We start from the raw sequence: 22,393 nt of genomic DNA, 5'->3' as shown, positions 1-22,393 counted from the left end.
TTTCATTATGGCAAAACATGACCAAAAAGATAAAATTAAAAATTTATTAGACCTAGAAGCACAAGCAGGTCCGATTGTCACAATTACGATTCCTTTGAACCCCAAGGAAGACAACACTCGTTTAGACCAAATCCAAACTGATAGCTTGGTAAAGTCAGCTAAAGCAGCTTTCCAAAAGCTCTACAAGCCTGAACTATGGAAGGCTTACGAATTCCAAATCAGCAACTACTTGAAGACGTTAAAACCCAACGCTACCATTGCTGAAGGTGTGATTCTGTACGTTACCAACGATGCCTTGGTGTCATACAACTTAAACTACACGCCCCAACCAGAATTCTCAATCAGCGACAAGCTTCCTGTTTTGCCAGTTGTTAAGCAGTTAGAGTTTGCTCCTAACTTTGACATGCTCTTCTTACAACGTGATTCCTACAAGTTGTACTCAGTAAACGACTTAAACATCACTGACCCAGACAACGTTCCCGCTGATCCATTTGACAGTGACAAGACGGAAACCAACACCATCAAGGATCCTAAGCAGAACGGTCCAGAATGGGACACGCACGAATACTTCGAACAAGTTGATAAGTACGTACAAAAACGTTACTCAGACGTTGACCACAACCCACTGGTCTTAGTTGCCAACGCTGAAGATGCCGGCATGTTCAAGAAGGCTTCGCACAACCCTTACTTAGTAACTGACAAGTCTGTAGCCATCGATACTGCCGTTAAGAACGCCGGTGAAAACTACAAAGAAGTTGCCCAAAAGATTCACGACCAATTTGTTGCTGCCGGTAAGCAAGCTATTAAGGCTCAATACAGTGACATGTTAGGAGCTAAGAAGGCGACAACCGGATTAGATGACATCGAACAATCAGTCTTAGAAGACCGCGTTGCTAACTTAATCGTTGCTGACCACGCATACGTTGAAAGCAAGGATAACGGTGAAACGGTTGATGTGACGACTAGCAAGGGCGCTCGTTCTGCTAACGAATTGAACACCTTAGCATTAACGGTGCTCGGTTTGGATGGTGACGTAACCGTTCTTCCCGTTGAAGATATGCCAGAAGGCGCTCCAATTGCCGCTATCTTAAGATGGTAAGCTAAGTTATCTAGATTGATTAAAAAGTCGCATTGTTGCGGCTTTTTTTGTTTGGAATAATTAACATATCAAATGGAAACATAAATCTAATTGGCATTTTCTTGTTAAAATAGAGGGAAATAACTACTAAGTGAGGTTACCCATGCAACCATTTACAATCCAAACCTTCTTTCCCACTGGTGATCCCAGTGGTTTTCGAGTCACAGAAATTACTCGTGATTCTCTGCAAGCCTACTACATCCCAAAAGCCAACCTCAAAACAGCGATTGAACAACGTCCTGCATTAGCATGGAATGGGGTTTACACCCTATTTGACGCTAGTAACGCTACGAAAGCTTACATCGGAGAAGCAGAAAACATTGGCAATCGGTTAAAACAACATGCGAATCCCCAAGAAAATTGGTGGAACATCGCAGTGGCCTTTGTCATTAATAATCGAACTCACCAACTTTCTAAAGCAGACATTAAGTTTTTAGAAAATTTAATGTACTCAAAAGCAAAGTCAGCTAAGCAAATGCAACTTGTGAATGTGAATACCCCACATCAGTCATTTGTAACTGAATCAAGAAAGTATGATTTAAAAAGCAATTTTGCTAGTATTGATATTTTGCTAAGGTCGTTAGGATTCCCGCTCTTTGTGAAAAGAGAGGACTCTAAATCACCAATCTCCTCAAATTTAAATAATGATGAAATCCAGGTTTACTTAACTAATCGAAATGCAACTGCTTCAGGAATTTATTCACAGCACAAAAAAACGCTTACAGTTCTAGCCGGTTCACGTGTAACCGATCTTGAACCAACGAATTCCTTTGCAATGGAAAAACAATTAAACAAGTTGATTCAAACTGGTATCATCAAAGATCATTTTTTTACCCGTGACTATCAATTTAATTCGGCTTCTATGGCAGCTAACATTCTTAGTAAAGGAAATTACAGTGGTCCTCAAGTTTGGCATGATCAAAACCAGCATCCCCTTAATAAGCTAGAACAGTTATCCCCCTCTTTACTCACTAAAAATCGAGATCTGTTTCACCTTGTAGCCAGAGGTGCTAACGCCCAGGCTTCCTATGATTTTAAAACAAAGAAGACCACTGTTATTAAAGGATCAAAGCTAGCTTCAAAAACCGCTAAATCGTTTTCTCAAACAAAATTATTAACAAGTTTAGTCCACCAACAGGTCATTACAAATAATACCTTTACTAAAAACTACACTTTTACATCATCATCAACGGCGGCGACCATTATCTGCAAAGCTCCAATGAGTGGTCCTGCTACTTGGATAAATAACGAAGGCATCCGCCTTAAAGATCTCAATAACCACTAAAAAAGGACCTCACCAACATCGGTGAGGTCCTTTATCATTTAGCTCTTTACTGTAAATCAGCCATTTCTCGTTTCACAATTTCTTCCTCATGACGCATCCGCATGCTCATCACTTGCTTCAGGACCACGATGATAATCGTAACCACAACCGTGGTAAAGGCAACTGTGAACAACGTTGCCCCCAGTTGAATGCCAAACTGATGGAAGTTTCCACCGGCGAGCCAACCGTTGTGCGTTACAGCTGGGTTAATTGCCTTGCTAGCGAAAAGTCCGGTTAAGATACTGCCGACGATTCCAGAAATTCCATGGCAACCAAAAGCGTCTAACGTGTCATCAATCTTGAGCTTGGGTTTAATCACGGTGATGAATCCGTAACTCGCCATCGTAGCAATGGCACCGATAATCATGGAACTCTCAACGGAAACAAATCCACAGGCCGGTGTAATGGCAACCAGACCACAAATGGCTCCAGAACAAATTCCAAATAAAGTAGCGTTCCGTTTCGTACAGACGTCGAGAATGACCCAAACTAACATTGCCGTTGCGGTTGCGACCGTCGTGGTTAACATGGCTTGCATTGCGATGCCGTTGATGGCAAAGGCAGACCCAGCGTTAAATCCATACCAACCAATCCAAAGAAAGGTCGTTCCAAGTAACACCCAGCTCAAACTCTTTGGGCTCCCTTTTTCCTGAATCAAACGTGGTCCAAGAAAGTAAGCCAGCAACAGAGCTGTCACTCCGGCGTTAATGTGCACTACCAGTCCCCCGGCAAAATCCAATACTCCGAGGCTTTGTAAGAAACCCCCACCCCACACAATGTGAACCAGTGGGTAGTACACGAATAACGACCACAGCACTACGAACAAAATCAAAAATCGGAAGTTGATTCGTTCCACCACCGCTCCAACAAACAGGGCCGGGGTGATTAACGCAAACATCATTTGAAAAATCAAAAAGGCAATGTTGGTAATGCTTCCCCCGGTGGTAGCTGCCCCGGCGTTAAACTTCACGTTGTTTAAAAAGAAGTTGTGCAGGTTCCCAATGATGTTCCAATTGTTACCCGAAAACGATAATGAGTATCCGCAAATCACCCACAATAACACGGGAACACAACACATGATGAAAACGGCCATTAACGTATTGTTAATGTCACGCCGCGGAACCATTCCCCCATAGAAAAATGCTAGCCCCGGTGTCATGACAAAGACCAGAATCGAACACAAAAAGATGAATAACACGTTAACCGCCATTGTAAATCTCCCCTTCGTTTTTTATCAATATGAGGTCAGTATAAGAATCCAATTCCCAATTGTTTAGGGTTAATGTCGGATTATGTAACATTAGTACGAAAAAAATTTAGTGATTGACAGTTGGTAAACCTCGTTCTATACTTAGAAAAATTACTGAAAGAGGCGACAATCATGGCACAGCGTTTCCAACCATCAATGGTCATTTTATTATCCGTCATTTTGCACCATGCGGATGATAACGTGACGCCGGCCTAATTTGTCACTCTACCGTCCGCACAGCTTCCGACTGTGGGACGGGCTTGATTTACACATAACAGTTCAGCCAAAAAGCCCCCAGTCAAGTAGCTGGGGGCTTTTTCAGTATTTGTTGTTTAACTATTAAAGGAGGAACTGTTATGTCACGGAACGAATCACTACTGCACCAAGAATCGGAAGGACTGGCTCCTGCCAGCCGGATTAAATTTTTTGACGTGGTCCTCAAATCCGGTAAAGGTGCCATTCTAACCGACGCAGATGGAAACGACTACATTGATTTACTCTCAAGTGCCTCATCAACGAACACTGGGCACGCGCATCCGCACGTGGTTAAAGCCATTCAGGAACAAGCGGCTCGCTTAATTCAATACACGCCGGCTTACTTTGCCACCGAACCTGAAATTGAGTTAGTCAAACGCCTAACGGCTCTGGCTCCAATTGAAGGTCCAGCTAAGCTCGCGTTCGGTAACTCTGGTTCAGACGCTAATGATGCCATTATCAAGTTTGCTCGGGCCTACACTGGGCGGCAAAACGTAGTGAGTTTTACCGGTGCCTACCATGGTTCTACCTATGGTTCCATTACGACTTCAGCCGTTAGTTTGAACATGGCGCGCAAGATTGGACCGTTACTGCCGGGGGTAGTAAAAGTTCCATTCCCCAGTCATTGGGATAAACTGTCCTACGAAACGGAAGACGAATTCTGCGACCGCATGTTTGCGGCATTTAAACAACCGTTTGAAACCTACTTACCAGCCGATGAAACGGCATTAGTGGAAATTGAAGCGATTCAGGGAGACGGTGGCTTCTGTAAGGCTCCCGAACGCTATCTGAACCAGGTCTACCAGTTCTGTCAGGACCACGGGATTTTGTTTGCCGTCGATGAAGTTAACCAAGGACTCGGCCGAACCGGGAAAATGTGGAGCATTGATCACTTCCCAGACGTTCATCCAGATCTAATTGCGGTGGGAAAGTCGATTGCCTCTGGTTTGCCATTGAGTGCCGTGATTGGACGAGCAGAAGTAATTGATTCATTGGCAGCCCCTGGGAACGTTTATACAACGGCCGGAAACCCGGTTACAACGGCGGCTGCCAACGCCACCCTCGATGTCATTGAATCAGAACACTTAGTCGAACGTAGCGCCCGGCTTGGAAAGCAAGCTCGTCAGTTCTTCCTTAATTTACGCGAGCGTTATCATTTTCTTGGCGACGTCCGGATCTATGGTTTAAACGGTGGGGTTGACGTTGTAGATCCCACTACGAAACAACCCGATTCTGAAGCTGCTTCGATGCTGATCACCCGCTTGTTTGAACTCGGGGTGCTCATGATTACCGTCCGGGGTAACGTGTTACGCTTCCAACCACCCTTGGTTATTCCCGAGGAAACGTTGCAACAAGCCTTTGCGACGATTAAGCAGGCTTGTTCGGAATTGGCGGCCGGCAAAATTGCCAAACCTAGTCACAAGATTGGCTGGTAATTTGTGACACTTACCCATGTTCTGTCGCAACTCCAACTAGAAATTAAGTGTTAAGATTGCTATCATTAAGTTAGTTTTATTTTACAAAGGAGTTGTTAATCATCCGTGCCGTTCATCTTAGTTTCAAGTTCCTGGCTTGGTTAGTTCTAATTGCCATCATCTCACTGGCCGGCAATTTTTTACCTACTGCCCAGGCAGCTAGTCACAGTAAAAAAGCCCGGCAAGCGCAAAGTCAAACGAGGCGTTCCCATCAAAAACATCAGCATCAAAAAAAGCATCAACATAAGACGGCCGACACTGCAACTGACCCTGCAGATACGGTGACGACCGATCAGAGCCACGGTGACCAGCAAGCTAGCACTGCCAATAACGAAGCCATTATTGGTAACAGTCGGACGATGGTTTACCATACTCCAGATCAATCAAACTATCACATCAACAGTGGTAACATCGTTTCCTTCCATTCTGAAGCAGAAGCACAGGCCGCTGGTTATCATAAAGCAGCACGTTAAAAGGAACCGCCGCAGCGGTTCCTTTTTTTGGTATCATGAGCAAGAACCCAATTTAGCTAAAGAAGGATTTCAGATGCTTACTCAATATCGTAACAGCAAAGACTATCAAATTTTAAATGAAATTCTCAGCGCTCTCACCCACGGGATCGGTGTCGCCCTCAGCATTGCCGGCCTGGTCATGCTCATTTTACGAGGAGTACAAGAAGGAGGTGCCTTACGAATCACCTGCTTTGCCATCTACGGCTCCATCCTGATTCTTTTTTACTTGGCTTCGACCCTGTTTCACAGCCTTTCCTTTACACCAGCCAAGCACGTCTTTCAAGTTTTTGACCATTCCGCTATCTACATCTTGATTGCCGGCACTTATCTCCCCTATTGCCTAATTACCATTGGCGGTTGGCTCGGCTGGACCACCCTCATCGTAATTTGGTTAATGGCCATCGCTGGCATTATTTACAAGTCCGTGTACGGCAACCGGTTTCCAGTTATTTCAACTGTCATTTACGTAGTGATGGGCTGGGCTTGTTTAGTAGACGCCTGGCCGTTGTGGCGCAATCTTAGTCACTTGAGTTTCTGGCTCCTGTTTGCGGGTGGGGTGGCCTTTACGCTGGGGGCCGTGATTTATAGTTTTAAACGGATCTGGTTCGGGCACGTAATCTGGCACTTGTTTGTGATGCTGGGAACGGTGTTGATGTATTTTTCGATTTATTTGAGTGTGTGACCTCAACGATGACCTAACCAAACATTTAAACCTAACAAGGACATCGCCTTGACCAAAAACTACTATATACATTAAGAAAAATACTTCCAATTATTATCTCTAATAAAAAAGCTGGGCGCTGAAATAATTTCAGTGCCCAGCTTTTTGTATCGCCAATTTTTAAACTAGTCCTGCTTCAAATCTTCGCGCTTCACCACCTTGACCTGGTCACCACCAACAACCATTTCGTCGCAGATGTTTAGGAACAACCCGTGTTCCACCACCCCAGTTTGTTTCTTGAGGTTTTCGGATAACGCCTGCAAATCAGCATCCTTGGGAATCGTGATGTCAATCAGGTAGTTCCCAGAATCAGTGGCGAGGATGTCCCCGTTTTCTTGGAAACGGAAGGCTGGTTGGTAACCGTGATCACGGAGGTAACGGAAGACGCCCATCCCACCAAACGGAACAACTTCAACCGGCAACATTTGGCCTTCCAGCGTGTGCCGTGGTTTTCTCGGGTCCACAATCCAAACGTTCCGTTTTGACATGTTAGCAACTAGTTTCTCAAACAGCAGCGCTGCTCCCCCACCCTTAATTCCATCCAGGTGGTCGTCCACGATGTCTGCACCATCCACGGTCAGTTCCACGGCATCAATCGTGTTCACATCTAACATCCGCATGCCTAGTTTTTCTGCTAGTTGTTGGGTGCCAACGGAAGTTGCCACACATTCGATGTCTAAATGTTCCTTTTCAATTCGGTCGTGAATGGCTTTCACAAAGTAGGCAGCGGTGGTACCAGAACCGAGCCCTAACACAATGTGATTCGGTATTCGGGCTGCCACGTATTGGGCTGCTTGTTCCTTTTCCCGTTCAATTTGTTCGTGCGTGTGATCAGTCTTCTGGTTGGCAGCTTCCACTTGTTTTCGGGTTGGGATGGAATTTTGCGCTCCCGCTACTTGAACTGTCAATGAGGAAGCCCGGTTAGCGTATAACATTGCATCCTCAATGTTGCTGTTATCCATTTCCAGTTGGGAAGCCAGGGCTCCGATAAAGGTATCTCCGGCAGCCGTGGTATCAACCGCTTTCACCTTAAAAGCCGGAATAAATCCATGGGCTTGTGGCGTGGCGTAAAACGCTCCTTTGGAACCAACCGTAATGATCACCATCGAAATCCCCTTGCTAAAGAAGACCATCGCGTTATCGAGCATTGAAACTTCATCAGCCACTTCAATTCCGGTTAACGTCTGCGCTTCCGTCTCGTTGGGCGTAATCACGTCCGTTAGTCGCAATAATTCTTCCGGTAATTCCTTGGCAGGAGCTGGATTCAGAATCGTTTGCACTCCATGGGCCTTGGCAATTTTAAAGGCTGCAATAATGGCCTCTAGAGGAATTTCTAGTTGGGCAATCACCCGGTCTGCCTGCGCAATTACTTCCTGATGCGCTTCAACATCAGAAGCCGTCAACTCCATGTTGGCACCACCGTAAACGTAAATTGAATTCTGGCCGGACTTATCGACCGTTATGTATGCTTTTCCCGTTTGGGCTTGATCAGTGGTAACTAAGTGATCAATGTTTATGTGATCATTTTGAAACCCAGTTAACATTTGCTTTCCGTCTTCATCATTACCAAGTTTCGTAATAAAGGTCGTTTGCGCGCCTGAACGAGCAGCTGCAATCGCTTGATTGGCTCCCTTACCACCACCATGGGATTGTTGGTAACTGTTAATCGCCAGTGTTTCACCCGGTAACGCGTATTTTTCGACGTTTAAGACCTTATCAACGTTCGTTGATCCGACTACCACAACATTTTTCATCTCATAACCTCATTTCTTTCTCTTTTTCCGGATCAATTATAACACGTTTATGTAAGCGCTTACCAATAGCTTCTGCTCAACACAAATTATCGATTTTGTGAAAACTTTTATTAATCAAAAGCAGCAGTTGGGTTCTAATTAACCGGTATAAACGGAATGAAATCAATTTGCACACTTTTTCACTTGTGAAATTAGGCAAATTAAAAGAAAGTCGGCAAAACCCCTTGCAATAATAATGTAAACGGTTTATATTTTTAGATGTATCATAAACATCAATTGCTAGTAAGAAAAATCCTCATTTGATTAAATTTTTTTTGGCTGGCAATTATGCTCAAATTATCACTTTAGTTATAAAGGAGAAAGATTATGGCTGACAAGATGAAAGCTTTAGTTATGACTGCCAAGCAACAAATGGAAATTGAAGAACGTGACATTCCTACTCCTAAGGACGACGAAGTCTTAGTAGAAACTGCTTACGCTGGAATTTGTGGAACTGACAACGCCCTCTTCAATGGACTTCCAGGTTCTGCCGATGCCGTTCCTCCCATTGTTTTAGGTCACGAAAACTCAGGAATCGTTCGGGCCGTTGGTAAGAACGTGAAAAACTTCAAGGAAGGCGATCGGGTAGCCGTTGACCCTAACATCTACTGTGGCAAGTGTCACTACTGTCACATCGGCCTTTACGAAGAATGTGAAAACCTTTCTGCCGTTGGAGTTACTCGTGATGGTGGTTTGGAACAATACTTCACTGCTCCTGAAGAAGTAACTTACCACGTTCCAGATGCAATCTCCTTAAAGGCTGCTTGCTCAATGGAACCAATTTCTTGTGGTGTTCACACAATGCACATCACGGAAGACATTCAACCAAGTATGAAGGCTTTAATCATCGGTGATGGTTACATGGCTAAGTTGTTTGCACAATTAATTCGTGCTTACGGCATCCAAGACATCACGATGACTGGTCGTCACGATGACTTACTTGCTCAAGAAAAAGAACAATTAAACTTAACCCACGTGGTTAACACCACTAAGGAAGACATCCCTGGCAACTACGACTTTGTGATTGAAGCCGTTGGTAAACCAGAAACCCAAGAACAAGCCGTAGAACACACCAACCCAGGTGCGCAAGTATTTATGTTTGGGGTTGGCGCTCCAGGTCAAACCTTCTCCATGAACACGTACGAAATTTTCAAGAAACAATTAACGGTTAAAGGTTCCATGATTAACCCGCACGCTTTTGTGGACTCCATTGCATTGCTTGAATCAGGCGCCGTAAAGGTTGAACCATTCCAAGCTAACGTTATTTCGTTAGAAGAAGTAGAAGGAGTCTTAGACCACTCTACTCCAAAGACTGGTAAGACCATCGTTGCCGTTAACCCAGACTTGAAATAATTTGGATTAAAGGAGATCGACATGGCTTATCAAAAACCGAAAAAAACGCCGCGGACCATTTCCATGAAGACTTCCATTATGTTTTTTGCCCTCTCATTGGTAATTAACTCATTGGGAAACGTGCTCACTTTGGTTTCCAGTTCGAAAGTCCTTCCTTCGTTCTTGGGGTCTGCATATTGGACCGCTGCTGAAACAAACTTAGGGATTGCTTTTCATTGGAACCTCTTCTGGGCCTTCTTAATCCTTGGAGTTTTAACTACAATCTTAAACGCGATTCTAGTTGGTCATTGGGACTGGGGTCGGGCGCTCGGGAATGTGATTTTCATGGTTCCGTTCTCCTTCCTGATTCAATTCTTTGATAACTTGTTTGTGGGGGGCGAGTTGTTTGGCTTCCACATGAGTCCCATCGTTAACATTCCGGTTGCCAGTGCTCATGCCGGTGACTGGTGGCTCATCGCCCTTTACATTCTGATTAACTTCATCGGAGTTGCTTTCATCGCGATCGCCATCTCAATTTATCAGCGGGTTAACCTCGTATTACACCCTGCCGATGACTTGATGCAGATTCTCCGGTTTAAGTACTTTAAGGGCCACGCAGGAAAGGCCATGTGGGCTTCCTACATTCCCCCTACAATTATGGGAATCGTTGCTTTCATCATCACCCGTCAGTTCACCTACTACGGAATTGGAACGATTTTCGCTTTCCTTTTCCAAGGAAACATTACCGGTTGGGCTGATAAAATGGTTTTCCCTCGATTGAAACACCAGTCTGTGGATATCGCTGATGGTGACGAACCCATCATCTCCGAAAAAATCGATAGTGATATCGAGGGCTACGAAGAAGAAAAAAATAAATAGTTTTTAACCGCTTAATGAACCACGTTACTAATTGTAACGTGGTTTTTTTTATTTAATTTTGCGCTCTAATCATGTCCTGATTTTCATTTTTATTTCTATATAATTAACCAATCTGATGTCATTTGCATGCAATGTTTCGTTACATGAACAACTGTTTATTTTATGTTGACACATTGATTTCCGCCGTGCTATCGTTAGAAAAATTTAATTTTCACCACAAAGGAGAAATCACTATGAAAAGTCTCTTTCGTAAAAAAGATATTGATACGTTACTGACCCAGTCAACTCCGTTAAAACGTAGTCTGACGGCCAAGGACCTTACCCTACTAGGAATTGGAGCCATCATTGGAACAGGGATCTTCGTGCTCACTGGAAAAGGAGCATTAACCGCCGGACCCGCTCTCTCCATTTCATTTCTGCTTGCGGCCATCTGTTGTGGCTTTGCCGGCCTTTGTTACGCAGAATTTGCCTCTATGGCTCCCATTTCCGGTTCGGCGTACACATACTCTTTCATTGCCTTTGGGGAGCTAATTGCCTTCATCATCGGCTGGGATTTAATTTTGGAGTACGCCCTTGCTGCAGCAACCGTGGCTGTCGGCTGGTCTGGTTACTTTGTTAACATTCTGGCCAGCATTGGGATCAAGATTCCCACGGCATTAACGGCTGCCGCTGGTACCACTCCCGGGGTCCACACCATCTTTAACCTGCCCGCCTTTTTAATCGTAATTGTAATTACCTGGGTGATTTCTCTTGGAATTAACGAAACCAAGCGACTGAACTCCATCATGGTCTTCATCAAACTGGGTGTAATCCTCCTCTTCATTCTGTTTACCGTTTGGTACGTGAAGTTTGCTAACTGGAAACCATTTAACCCATTTGGTTGGTACTCAATGCACAATGGAACCGCAGCTGGAATTATTCCAGCTGCTTCAATCGTTTTCTTCTCCTTCATTGGTTTTGATTCTGTTTCATCTAGTGCCGAAGAAACCATTAATCCCAGCAAGAACTTACCCCGGGGGATCCTTTTCTCCCTCATTATCTCAACCATTCTTTACATCGTCATGACGCTCATCATGACAGGAGTGGTTAAATACCCAGTCTTTGCTAAGTACCTCAACGCCCCGGTGCTCGCCGTCCTGGCCAAAACGGGTCAAGCTTGGTTAGGCGCCGTAGTTAGCATCGGAGCAGTTGTAGGAATGACCACCGTGATTTTGGTAATGCTGTATGGTCAATCCCGGATTAGTTACTCAATGGCGCGGGATGGTTTATTCCCCAAGGTCTTTAGTAAAGTGGACCAAAAGCACCAAACTCCTTACGTAGTTACCTGGTTCTTTGGAATCATCACGGCGCTCGCCGCCGGGTTCATTAACCTGAACATCCTCTCTGAACTGGTAAACATTGGAACTCTGTCAGCGTTTATCCTCGTGGCCGCTGGAATCATGTTAATGCGCCACACCCAACCCAACGCCAAACGCGGCTTTAAAGCTCCGTTAGTGCCATTTACCCCCATCATGTCAATCCTCTTTTGCTTGATGCTCATTGCTGGATTGAACTGGGAAACCTGGCTCCGATTCTTAATCTGGTTGGCACTTGGTTTACTCATCTACTTTGGCTACAGTCGCCGCCATTCTGTGTTAAACCATTAAACAAAAAGCAGTTCTCTTCGTAGAACTGCTTTTTATCTGGTAATCCAGTATCACTAATTTTCTGCTTTGCGTGTCTTTATAACCTAAAAGTCCGCTTCCCACCACTCAAAGAGGATAATTTGCAAACATTGCCATTTCCATCCCTCACCCCGTTCGTAAACAGTTCCTTAATATCCTCATTAATCACGTGAATATTAATATTTTATGTTTACATTTGCTTTTCGTGAGGGTTACAATAAGAAAAACTTAAGTTTTTGAACTTTTTTGGAGGTAGTCACTATGAAATTTTTTCGGCACCATAAACTAATTTCGGTTGCGCTCGTTGGTGCCGCTGCTCTCACGCTGACTGGGTTAATTAATCCAGCCCATGCCGCTGATGGTGGTGACAAAAAGTCGCTCTCGGTTAGTGCCAAAGCTCCCATCAACACCATGGACTCATCCTTAAACACTGATGCCTATGGGGCTCAGTCTTTAAACAACACCATGGAGGGACTGTATCGTTACACCGGCCAGAAATTAAAGCCGGCTGTTGCTCAATCAATTGCTAAACCCACCAACGACGGGAAACGCTATACGATTGATTTGAAAAAGACTAAATGGTCCAACGGGGATCCCGTGACCGCTAACGACTTCGTCTACGCTTGGCAACGGATGGTGGATCCAAAGACTGGATCGCAATATTCCTACATCTACAGTGGAATTAAGAATGCCGATGCCATCGTGGCTGGAAAGAAAAAGCCCACTGAATTAGGGATTAAGGCCCTGGGTCCTTACAAGCTCCAAATCGATTTGGATCACCCCATCCCGTTCTTTGACACGTTGATGAGTAGTTCCCAGTTCTACCCACTGAACAAAAAAGTCGTGGAAAAACTCGGGGATCAATACGGACTATCCAGTAAGGGAATGGTCTTTAACGGACCTTACAAGCTCCAAAACTGGAAGGTCGGTGACACCGAATGGACTGACGTTAAGAATGACTCCTACTGGAACGCTAAGAACGTGAAGTTAAACAAGGTGAAGTACTACACGATTGCAGATCCTAACACCGGTTTGAACCTCTATGACACCAACGTCTTAGATCGGTACCAAAACCTAAACGGTGATACTGCACGGCAGTTAGCTAACAGTAAGGAATTTGGAACTGATCCTTCTAACTCCACTTACTACCTCGAATTAAACCAAAAGAAGATTCCAGCCCTTAAGAACCAGAAACTGCGTCAGGCAATGTCTTTAACCATCAACAGAAAAGACTTGGCTAACATCATCTTAGGAAAGACCGGAATCCCAGCTCACAGTTTGGTTCCAAGTAAGATGAGCAAGGATCCCCAAACGGGACAAGATTTCACCAAGACCGACCAGGCTTTGGCCGATCAAAAGTACACCGCCTACAATCCCACTTTAGCCAAGAAGCTGTGGCAAGAAGGAATGAAGGAAACCGGTCAAAAGGAATTAAATCTAACCTTTACGGCTGATAATACCGATACCACTAAGAAACTGGCTGAATACCTGCAAAACAACATGGAAAAAGACTTACCTGGTTTGAAGTTAACCATCAGTTCGGTACCGTTTAAAACGCGGCTCCAACGGGAAGCTAGTGGTGAATTTGACATGTCCACGTCAGCTTGGAATGCCGATTACCCAGACCCAACTAACTTCTTGGACTTAGCCACAACTGGGAACCCGCAAAACAACGGTAAGTACTCTAACAAGGCCTTTGACCAACAAGAAAAAGCGGCAACGACAACGAACGCGAACAACCCAGCTGCTCGTTGGCAAAACATGCAAAATGCCCAACACATTTTGACGCAAGACCAAGGGATTATCCCAATGTACCAAGATACAACTGCTTCACTGACGAAACCAGGTGTGTGTGGCTTTAACATTACCCCAACTGGTCAATATGACATGGCAGCCGTTTACAAAAAATAAAGGAGGTTAAAAAACGATGACGAAGTACATCTTAAAACGAATTTTCTATCTGTTACTCACGTTACTGATTATCGCTTCCATCACCTTCTTCATGATGAAAGGGTTGCCTGGGACACCGTACACGAACCAAGCTAAAATGTCTCCGGCCCAACTAGCCATGATGAACCATAAGTATGGTTTTGATAAACCCCTCTACGTGCAGTATTTTATCTACATGGGTAACCTCCTGCACGGGGACCTTGGAACATCATTCCAATTTAACAACCAACCCGTAACGCAATTAATCGGGGACCACATCGGACCATCGATGCAACTTGGGTTGCAAGCCATGATCATCGGAACGATTCTGGGGATTATCCTCGGAAGCATTGCCGCCATCCGGAAAAACACCTGGGTGGATGCGCTCGCTACGATTGTTTCCATCTTGGGACTTTCCATCCCAAGTTTCGTGTTGGCCATTCTGTTGCAATACTACCTTGGATACAAATGGCAGCTCTTCCCCGTAGCCCTCTGGCACGGATTTAGTTCTTCCATCCTTCCAACGCTAGCCCTGGCCGCCTTCCCATTAGCTAGTATCGCCCGGTACATGCGAACGGAAATGGTGGACGTGCTTCACAGTGACTATATCGAACTGGCGAAAGCCAAGGGTGATACTAGTCGCCAGGTAATTATCAAACACGCCATCCGAAACTCTTTGATTCCAATCATTACGGTTATTGGTCCCATGGCCGTTTCCATTATGACTGGTTCCATGGTAGTTGAATCCATCTTCTCAATTCCTGGGATTGGAAATCAATTTGTGCAATCAATTCTAACCAATGATTACCCAACCATCATGGGCTTAACGATCTTCTACTCCGTCCTGATGGTTTCCATTATCCTGATTGTTGATATCCTTTACGGAATCATTGACCCACGGATTAGACTTGGTAAAGGAGGAAAAGCATAATGGCACAAAATTTACCACCCCAGGAAAGTGAATTCCAATTTGTCAGCAATGACCTCTCAAACTTGCCAATTTCCGGCGAAGTCGTTGGTGATTCACGGACTTACTTTCAAGACGTTAAACGTCGGCTCTTCCACAATAAAATTGCAATGGTATCCGGCATTATTCTTTTAATCATCATTTTAATTGCCTTTCTCGGACCGGCTTTTGTTCCCACCGATCCGAACGCGCAAAACGTTTTATTTGCAAACTTACCACCCAAATTAGGGAACCTGAACATCCCCGGTTTTAACGGGATGCAAACCATCGCAGGTCATACAGTTGACGCTTATAAACAAGCTCACGTTCCCAATGGGACTTACTACCTCTTTGGAACTGACTACTTAGGTCGAGACCTCTTTGCCCGGGTGCTTTACGGGACCAGACTCTCAATCATCGTTGCCTTAGTTGCCACCCTCTTGGACCTCTTTATCGGGGTTCCCTATGGGATTGTCTCTGGATTGGCCAGCGAACGGGTTGATACCTTCTTACAACGGATTATCGAAATCATTTCTTCCGTTCCAGACCTAATCGTCGTAATCCTCTTGTTAATCATTTTGAAACCAGGTTTGACTTCCATCACGATTGCAATTGCGTTTACCGGCTGGATTACCATGGCACGGTTAATCCGGGCTCAAGTTTTCAAGTTAAAGGAAAACGAATACGTGTTGGCTTCCCAAACCTTGGGAGAATCAAAAACCAAGATTGCTTGGAAACACTTGATTCCTAACCTAAGCTCCACAATTATCATTCAAACCATGTTCTCGATTCCAACCGCCATCTTCTTTGAAGCCTTCCTAAGCTTCATTGGGATTGGGATCCCTGCTCCAAACGCTTCCCTTGGAACGTTGATGAGTGACGGACAAAAAGCCTTCCACTTCCTGCCTTACCAGATGTGGATCCCTGCTTTGATCTTGAGTTTGATTATGATTACCACGAACCTAGTTGGAGACGGCCTTAGAGACGCCTTTGACCCACAATCTGATTAGAAAGGAGGAGTACCGATGACTGACAACATTTTACAAGTGAAAAACTTACAAGTAGACTTCACCACTTTAAACGGAACGGTCCACGCCATCCGGGACGTCAGTTTTAATCTGAAAAAGGGAGAAACTCTCGCCCTCGTTGGTGAATCTGGTTCTGGAAAGTCAGTGACCGTTCGGAGCGTGATCCAACTTTACGCCAAAAACGCGGTAGTCACTGGAGGTTCCGTGCAATTTCATGACCAAGATCTCCTCCATTTAAGTCCCAAACAGATGGACAAGATTCGCGGTAAAGACATCTCGATGATCTTTCAGGATCCCATGACGTCACTAGACCCAACCATGCCAATTGGAAAGCAAGTGGCCGAACCATTAATTACCCATGGTGATGCCGATAAAGCAGAAGCCATGAAACGAGCTCAAGAAGTGCTTGAAATGGTGGAGATTCCAAACGCTAAAGAACGAATGAAAGATTATCCCCACCAGTTCTCTGGAGGACAACGGCAACGAATCGTAATTGCGATGGCCATCATCGATAATCCTGAAATTCTGATCGCCGACGAACCAACCACCGCGTTGGATGTAACGGTGCAAGCCCAAATCATTCGCTTACTGAAGGACTTACAAAAAAAGATTGGAACGTCCATTATCTTCATCACCCACGATTTAGGGGTGGTAGCTGGAATCGCCGATCGGGTGGCCGTTATGTATGCCGGTAAGATCATTGAGTACGGAACGACGGACGAAATTTACTACGATCCCAAACACCCCTACACTTGGGGACTGTTGGATTCCATGCCAACTCTGGACATTCAGGGTCAACGCCTCAAAGCGATTCCCGGAACCCCGGCTAACTTAATTAATCCGCCGAAGGGCGATGCCTTCGCGCCTCGGAATCCCTACGCTTTAAAGATTGACGAACGTTTACAACCGCCCTTCTTTAAGATTACGAATACCCACTATGCCGCTACCTGGTTATTAGATCCACGGGCTCCGAAGGTAACTCCACCTGAATCAATTCAAAAGCGGTTTGCGAAGTATAAAGAACTGCGAGGTGAACAATAAGATGACTAATTCAGAACAAAAACCAATCGTAAAGGTCCGCCACTTAAAGCAGTACTTTAACGAAGGCAAAAAGGACGAAGTAAAGGCCGTTGATGACGTCTCCTTTGACATTTACGAAGGAGAAACGTTGGGGCTCGTTGGTGAATCCGGGTCGGGGAAAACGACTACCGGACGAAGCATCATTCGGCTCTACAACCCCACTAGCGGGGACGTTTACTTCCACGACGAAAACATTGCTAAGTTAAAGAACAAGCACCTCAAGGACTTTCGTAAGCAGATGCAGATGATCTTTCAAGATCCCTATGCTTCTTTGGATCCCCGGATGAAAGTTAAAGACATCATTGCCGAAGGAATTGACATTCACCACCTCGCTAAAAACAGTGAGGATCGGGATCGTCAGGTCGCTGAACTTCTAAAGAAGGTTAACCTAAACCCTGAGTTTGCAAACCGGTATCCTCACGAATTCTCTGGTGGACAACGGCAACGGATCGGAATTGCCCGTGCCTTAGCCGTCCAACCAGATTTCATCATCGCCGACGAACCAATTTCGGCATTGGACGTGTCGATTCAAGCGCAAGTGGTTAACTTATTACAAGACATTCAAGAAGAACAAGGTTTAACCTACTTATTCATCGCCCATGACTTGTCCATGGTGAAGTACATTAGTGATCGGATCGCTGTTCTGTACAAAGGTAAAATCGTGGAACTGGCGGAAACAGAAGAAGTTTATAACCATCCCCTCCACCCTTACACCCAGAGCCTGTTATCAGCAGTTCCGGTTCCAGATCCAGAATTAGAAAGAAATCACCAAGTAAAAGAATTTGACCACTCGCATCCCTTTAAGGATGGCGAGGAACTCCGCGAAGTAAAACCGGGTCACTTCCTTTACTGTGATGAAGCGACTGCTAAGCAGTATCAATAAGATAAAAAACCACTCCTAGGAGTGGTTTTTTTATTGGAATGATCCTCCTGGAAAACTCGCGGTCAGTAGTCCTCAGAAGTGCTATAATGAAAAAAATTAACTACTTATTAAAGGAGCTCGCCGTGAAATACAGTCAAATGAGCCGGCAAAATGCTGACTTACAAGCCCAACTCGACAAACCTCACCAGCATTATTATCAATCCTTATTGCTCTACGTCCGTTTTTTTAGCCTCTTTGTCCACGAAACGGAAATCGAGTCTGAACTACTGGCAACCCTCTATCGACTCTTAGATGGGCAGAAGCAGGGCAAATCGGGGCAAGCAACTTTTCACATGAATCCTAAGCGACTTGCCTACCAAATCACCCAGGCCCAAAAGCTCAAGCCGAAGTCGCTGCTTCACTTTCTTTGTACCGTGACCTTCTGGCTGGTAATCTCCCTGTGTGTTCCCGTGTTATTGATTCCTCGGTTACAACTCAACATCGGTAGTCTCCTGTTAGCCGTGGCTTACATCTGGATCTTTGGCTGGTTAGTAACCCGCCCCGTCATGATGAAATTCTTTTTACGTCTGCCTACGTGGGCTACGATTATTCTAACCATCATGCTGTGGCTAGCCCTGTTCTATCCGCTGATTTTATTCCCCATCATCAGCCCCACGACCACGACGCCCGTGGTCTTTTCCCGTCTGATTCGCTTTATCGTGCTGTCCCTTATCATCATCTTAATTTTAGGGATTTACCTCTACCGAGCAGATCACCCCACTAACAAAAAGGAGTAACTCCATAGAGAGTTACTCCTTCTTTATTAACGAACTAATTGATCCCGTTGGTTAAAGAAACTCTTGTAACCCAGGTAACAACCAATGATTGAGCTGATCGAGGTGATTCCTAACAACATGAACGTCACCATGATCTGATATTTGATAGCCAACACGGGATCCGCTCCGGCAAAGATCATCCCAGACATCATCCCCGGCAGAGCCACTAAACCAACCGTTTTAGCACTATCAATCGTCGGTTGCAGTCCCGTCTTAATGGCGTCCTGGATGATTCCTTTACTAGCCACCATCGGTGTTGCTCCTAAAGCAAGCATTTCCATTACCTGGGAACGCCGGTCTTTAAACATCGAATTCATCGTTCGAAAGCATAGTCCCATGGAGACCATCGAATTACTAACGATCATTCCCGAAACCGGGATAATTTGCGATGGGATAAACTTCAAGGCGCCGTCGAGAACGAGGACGAGAAGAATCACTAGCGTACTAGTTGCGATCGCCGTTAATGAGATCCAGAAGGCATTTTTAAGTCCACCACTCCGTCCCTTAGCATTATAAGCTCCGTTGAAAATGATGATGAGAATCAATACCAGCGTCAGTAACCAGTTATTGACCTGGAAAACATACTTTAACACGTACCCAACTACGAACAGCTGGATCACACACCGAATCGTCGCTACGATTAAATCCTTCGTGATTCCCAGTTGTTCACGATAACCAATCCACATGGCAAAAACGACAAACACCGCCGTCAAAGCAAGCGCTGTATTTGAAACAATCAGATTATTCATGATTCGTGACCTCCTGCATCTGGCCGGCCTTAATCTCATAGAGATGTTGGGCTGCCTGAATTTCTTCGTCATCGTGGGTAATCATGATGACCGTCATTTGATACTTTTGGTTAAAATAATCTAACATTTTATGAACACTGTTTTTACTGTCGCTATCCAGTCCGGTTGTAACCTCATCGGTAATCAGAACCTTAGGGGGAAACAGCACATTCCGTAGCAAAGCAATCCGTTGTCTTTCTCCCCCAGAGAGCCCCGTTACCTGTCGATCTAAATCAGCTTTCCCCAAGTCAACCGTCTGTAACGCTTGAATGGCGTGCTGTTCATCAAACGCCTGCTTCCGAATTTGGTACGGAAATTCGAGATTCTCGCGTACGGTGTCCCCAAACAAGGTTGGTTGTTGCACCGCATAAGACACTTCCCGCCGGTAATTAATCGGATCAAGTTCCCGCAGGAGTTGCCCTTCAAACGTAATGGTGCCACTGGTCGGATTTAACAAAGAAGCTAACAGCTTGACAAAGGTTGACTTCCCACTGCCGGAAGGACCCGTAATCGTGACTACTGCTCCAGCGTCAATCGACCAATCAATGTTTTGAATGATGTTACGATCATCAATCGTATAGCACAATGCCTGTGTTTCTAACTGATGCATGGTAATCTCCTCTTTTCTTAAATCTTTCTTAATTATACGCTGATTATTCTGCAACCTCCAACAGAAGCCAAGCCCTGCGGTAATTTGCCGAGAAATGATATAATAACACAGATTAGTTCCATAAGGAGAAAAAATGAAAAAACAACGAAATCATTCTGCTAACCACCAAAATGACGTCCACGTTCAGTTGCACCAACGAGTAACTGTGACGATTAAGCGGTTGGGCATCAACGGAGAAGGAGTCGGTTACTACCGCCGCAAATTAATCTTTATTCCAGGTGCCCTTCCAAACGAAGTAGTGCAAGCAGACATTAGCGAAATCAAACCACGTTATTTACGCGGAACCATCCAGCAAATTGACAAAAAGAGTCCGTTTCGGATCGTCCCCCGTGACGCCTATGCCGAAACCGTCGGCGGGTTAGAATTGGAAATCCTCGACTATCCCCACCAGCTGAAGTTCAAGCGAGATTTGGTTAAACAAGCCCTCAGCCGGTACCATCCGCGGGGCTTTGAAAAATACGACGTTCGCCCTGTAATTGGCATGCAGGATCCATACGAATACCGGAACAAGGCGCAGTTCCAGATTCGCACCACGCCAGCTGGAAAAGTCATTGCCGGGCTGTACAAGCAGGGAACTCACGACGTCGTGGATATGGAAACTTGTGCCGTGCAGGATCCGGTCACAATGAAGGTCATGCGCGCCGTCGTCCAGATGGTACAAGAACTAGGAATTCCAACCTATGATGAAGAAAGTAACACCGGAATCCTTAAGACAATCGTGGTACGGGCTGCTCACAACACTGACCAGGTTCAACTGGTCTTCATTACCCACTCCAATAAGTTGCTGAAGCAACACCAGCTAATTTGGCGCATCGCAGAGGAATTACCAGAAGTAACCTCCGTAATGCATAACGTCAATCCGGGAACTTCACCCTTAATTTGGGGTGAGCAAACCACCCGCTTAGCTGGCAGTCCTTCGATTACCGAAAAAATCAATGGTCGCTCCTTTGCCTTATCGGCTCGCGCCTTTCTTCAGTTAAATTCAATTATGACCCCTAAACTGTATCAGTTAGCTGGGCAAGCCCTCGAGTTAGCCCCCACTGATCGCTTAGTCGATGCCTACGCCGGAGTCGGAACAATCGGATTAACCTTAGCCAAGCAGGTTGCGGAAGTCCGAGGAATGGAAACCATTCCTGAAGCGGTGGAAGATGCCAATCAAAATGCGCTTACCAACCAGATTGATAACGCTCACTACTTTACCGGGAAAGCCGAAGAATTATTACCAGAATGGGAAGCCGGTGGCTGGTATCCAGACGCGCTCGTAGTTGATCCACCGCGAGTGGGATTAGACCAAAAACTAATTGATACCATCTTAGCTACCCGACCGCGCAAATTTGTTTATGTTTCCTGTAACCAATCGACGTTGGCTCAGGATTTTGTGCAACTAACGAGGGAATACAAGGTCGACTATTTACAACCGGTCGACATGCTCCCCCAAACTCCCCACGTGGAAATCGTGGTGAAATTAACCTTGAAGTAAAGGAGAATGTTTATGAACCAGTTCAACTTTAATGACGATGATGATGCCCAATTAAAACAACTGATTACCATGCTCCCCGATAACTATGCCGTCGTCTATCGCAAGGACGGGCGGGTGAGGATTAACAAAGTTGGACTTTCGTTTACAGCCCTTTTCTTTGGCATCCTGCCCGCTTGGTTCCGGGGCGACTGGTACAACATCTTCTGTATGTTAGGGATTGAAGCTGGGTTAACGATGCTGTACAGTTTTTTGACTGGCAGTGATTTAGCAACTGCTTCTTACCAGCTTGGAATCTTGTTTAACTTCTTGTGGTGTGGCATTTATAATTTGATGTACTTCCGCCACTCCCAAAGCATCGGTTACGAGCCGTATGATGAACGCTCCGCCCAGTTGTTGAAGCAGCATCGTTATTATCGCTAACCAAAAGCACCC

Annotated in this window: 21 protein-coding genes; 17 read left to right on the top strand and 4 right to left on the bottom strand. The window is 45.2% G+C overall.

The window, feature by feature from the left end:
* The first annotated feature begins 7 nt into the window (after positions 1 to 7).
* Both M3M39_RS02375 and M3M39_RS02370 read left to right on the top strand, forming a co-directional pair.
* Positions 8 to 1,099 carry a baeRF3 domain-containing protein gene (locus M3M39_RS02375; RefSeq protein WP_252797630.1) on the top strand — a complete coding sequence of 364 codons (1,092 nt, stop codon included), beginning with the start codon at positions 8 to 10 and terminating at the stop codon, positions 1,097 to 1,099.
* A 142-nt stretch (positions 1,100 to 1,241) separates the two neighbouring features.
* The gene (locus M3M39_RS02370; protein ID WP_252797629.1) at positions 1,242 to 2,423 is read left to right on the top strand and encodes a GIY-YIG nuclease family protein; all 1,182 of its coding nucleotides are present in this window, start codon (positions 1,242 to 1,244) and stop codon (positions 2,421 to 2,423) included.
* Between the two features lie 46 nt (positions 2,424 to 2,469).
* Here M3M39_RS02370 and M3M39_RS02365 read toward each other — a convergent pair whose 3' ends face one another.
* Positions 2,470 to 3,672: an ammonium transporter gene (locus M3M39_RS02365; protein WP_252797628.1), complete on the bottom strand. Its 1,203-nt coding sequence runs from the start codon at positions 3,670 to 3,672 to the stop codon at positions 2,470 to 2,472.
* 120 nt (positions 3,673 to 3,792) lie between these two features.
* Here M3M39_RS02365 and M3M39_RS07465 point away from each other — a divergent pair, with 120 nt between their 5' ends.
* The 4 genes from M3M39_RS07465 (at position 3,793) to trhA (ending at position 6,635) form a co-directional block, all read left to right on the top strand.
* Positions 3,793 to 3,927 carry a hypothetical protein gene (locus M3M39_RS07465; RefSeq protein ID WP_274705490.1) on the top strand — a complete coding sequence of 45 codons (135 nt, stop codon included), beginning with the start codon at positions 3,793 to 3,795 and terminating at the stop codon, positions 3,925 to 3,927.
* Between the two features lie 140 nt (positions 3,928 to 4,067).
* Positions 4,068 to 5,402, top strand: coding sequence for an aspartate aminotransferase family protein (locus M3M39_RS02360; RefSeq protein WP_252797627.1), 1,335 nt, complete (start codon positions 4,068 to 4,070; stop codon positions 5,400 to 5,402).
* 92 nt (positions 5,403 to 5,494) lie between these two features.
* A complete protein-coding gene (locus M3M39_RS02355) occupies positions 5,495 to 5,914 on the top strand; it encodes a sunset domain-containing protein (protein ID WP_252797626.1) in 420 nt (139 codons plus the stop codon).
* Positions 5,915 to 5,987: 73 nt separating this feature from the next.
* Positions 5,988 to 6,635 (top strand): PAQR family membrane homeostasis protein TrhA, encoded by a 648-nt coding sequence (gene trhA, locus M3M39_RS02350; protein ID WP_252797625.1) that lies wholly within the window; start codon positions 5,988 to 5,990, stop codon positions 6,633 to 6,635.
* Positions 6,636 to 6,799: 164 nt separating this feature from the next.
* Here the strand turns inward: trhA and rbsK are convergent, their stop codons facing one another.
* Positions 6,800 to 8,428, bottom strand: coding sequence for a ribokinase (gene rbsK, locus M3M39_RS02345; protein ID WP_252797624.1), 1,629 nt, complete (start codon positions 8,426 to 8,428; stop codon positions 6,800 to 6,802).
* 378 nt (positions 8,429 to 8,806) lie between these two features.
* On the opposite strand from rbsK, the gene M3M39_RS02340 reads away from it, so the two are divergent.
* From M3M39_RS02340 to M3M39_RS02300, 9 genes are all read left to right on the top strand, one after another.
* Complete coding sequence (locus M3M39_RS02340) at positions 8,807 to 9,820, top strand: zinc-dependent alcohol dehydrogenase family protein (RefSeq protein ID WP_252797944.1); 1,014 nt, start codon at positions 8,807 to 8,809, stop codon at positions 9,818 to 9,820.
* A 21-nt stretch (positions 9,821 to 9,841) separates the two neighbouring features.
* Positions 9,842 to 10,678 carry a DUF6198 family protein gene (locus M3M39_RS02335; protein ID WP_252797623.1) on the top strand — a complete coding sequence of 279 codons (837 nt, stop codon included), beginning with the start codon at positions 9,842 to 9,844 and terminating at the stop codon, positions 10,676 to 10,678.
* 233 nt (positions 10,679 to 10,911) lie between these two features.
* Complete coding sequence (locus M3M39_RS02330) at positions 10,912 to 12,324, top strand: amino acid permease (RefSeq protein WP_252797622.1); 1,413 nt, start codon at positions 10,912 to 10,914, stop codon at positions 12,322 to 12,324.
* 279 nt (positions 12,325 to 12,603) lie between these two features.
* On the top strand, positions 12,604 to 14,253 hold the full coding sequence (locus M3M39_RS02325; protein ID WP_252797621.1) for a peptide ABC transporter substrate-binding protein: 1,650 nt from the start codon (positions 12,604 to 12,606) through the stop codon (positions 14,251 to 14,253).
* A 16-nt stretch (positions 14,254 to 14,269) separates the two neighbouring features.
* Complete coding sequence (opp3b, locus tag M3M39_RS02320) at positions 14,270 to 15,202, top strand: oligopeptide ABC transporter permease (protein WP_252797620.1); 933 nt, start codon at positions 14,270 to 14,272, stop codon at positions 15,200 to 15,202.
* Positions 15,202 to 16,227, top strand: a complete 1,026-nt coding sequence (locus tag M3M39_RS02315; RefSeq protein WP_252797619.1) for an ABC transporter permease — start codon at positions 15,202 to 15,204, stop codon at positions 16,225 to 16,227. The genes opp3b and M3M39_RS02315 overlap by 1 nt, the downstream gene beginning before the upstream one ends.
* Before the next feature lie 15 nt (positions 16,228 to 16,242).
* Positions 16,243 to 17,286 (top strand): ABC transporter ATP-binding protein, encoded by a 1,044-nt coding sequence (locus tag M3M39_RS02310; protein WP_252797618.1) that lies wholly within the window; start codon positions 16,243 to 16,245, stop codon positions 17,284 to 17,286.
* A 1-nt stretch (position 17,287) separates the two neighbouring features.
* Positions 17,288 to 18,208 carry an ABC transporter ATP-binding protein gene (locus tag M3M39_RS02305; protein WP_252797617.1) on the top strand — a complete coding sequence of 307 codons (921 nt, stop codon included), beginning with the start codon at positions 17,288 to 17,290 and terminating at the stop codon, positions 18,206 to 18,208.
* A gap of 86 nt (positions 18,209 to 18,294) precedes the next feature.
* Positions 18,295 to 18,984 (top strand): hypothetical protein, encoded by a 690-nt coding sequence (locus M3M39_RS02300; RefSeq protein ID WP_252797616.1) that lies wholly within the window; start codon positions 18,295 to 18,297, stop codon positions 18,982 to 18,984.
* A gap of 26 nt (positions 18,985 to 19,010) precedes the next feature.
* On the opposite strand, the gene M3M39_RS02295 is transcribed toward M3M39_RS02300, so the two are convergent.
* Together M3M39_RS02295 and M3M39_RS02290 are read right to left on the bottom strand one after the other, a co-directional pair.
* Positions 19,011 to 19,772 carry an ABC transporter permease gene (locus M3M39_RS02295; RefSeq protein WP_252797615.1) on the bottom strand — a complete coding sequence of 254 codons (762 nt, stop codon included), beginning with the start codon at positions 19,770 to 19,772 and terminating at the stop codon, positions 19,011 to 19,013.
* Positions 19,765 to 20,421 carry an ABC transporter ATP-binding protein gene (locus M3M39_RS02290; RefSeq protein ID WP_252797614.1) on the bottom strand — a complete coding sequence of 219 codons (657 nt, stop codon included), beginning with the start codon at positions 20,419 to 20,421 and terminating at the stop codon, positions 19,765 to 19,767. The genes M3M39_RS02295 and M3M39_RS02290 overlap by 8 nt, the downstream gene beginning before the upstream one ends.
* A 133-nt stretch (positions 20,422 to 20,554) precedes the next feature.
* Here M3M39_RS02290 and rlmD point away from each other — a divergent pair, with 133 nt between their 5' ends.
* Together rlmD and M3M39_RS02280 are read left to right on the top strand one after the other, a co-directional pair.
* Positions 20,555 to 21,961, top strand: coding sequence for a 23S rRNA (uracil(1939)-C(5))-methyltransferase RlmD (gene rlmD, locus M3M39_RS02285; protein WP_252797613.1), 1,407 nt, complete (start codon positions 20,555 to 20,557; stop codon positions 21,959 to 21,961).
* A 12-nt stretch (positions 21,962 to 21,973) separates the two neighbouring features.
* The gene (locus M3M39_RS02280) at positions 21,974 to 22,381 is read left to right on the top strand and encodes a hypothetical protein (RefSeq protein ID WP_252797612.1); all 408 of its coding nucleotides are present in this window, start codon (positions 21,974 to 21,976) and stop codon (positions 22,379 to 22,381) included.
* Positions 22,382 to 22,393 lie beyond the last annotated feature (12 nt).

Source organism: Fructilactobacillus hinvesii (assembly GCF_024029435.1).
Taxonomy (GTDB): domain Bacteria; phylum Bacillota; class Bacilli; order Lactobacillales; family Lactobacillaceae; genus Fructilactobacillus; species Fructilactobacillus hinvesii.
The sequence above is the reverse complement of the archived record's forward strand: the minus strand, read 5'-3'. Positions and strand labels throughout refer to the sequence as shown.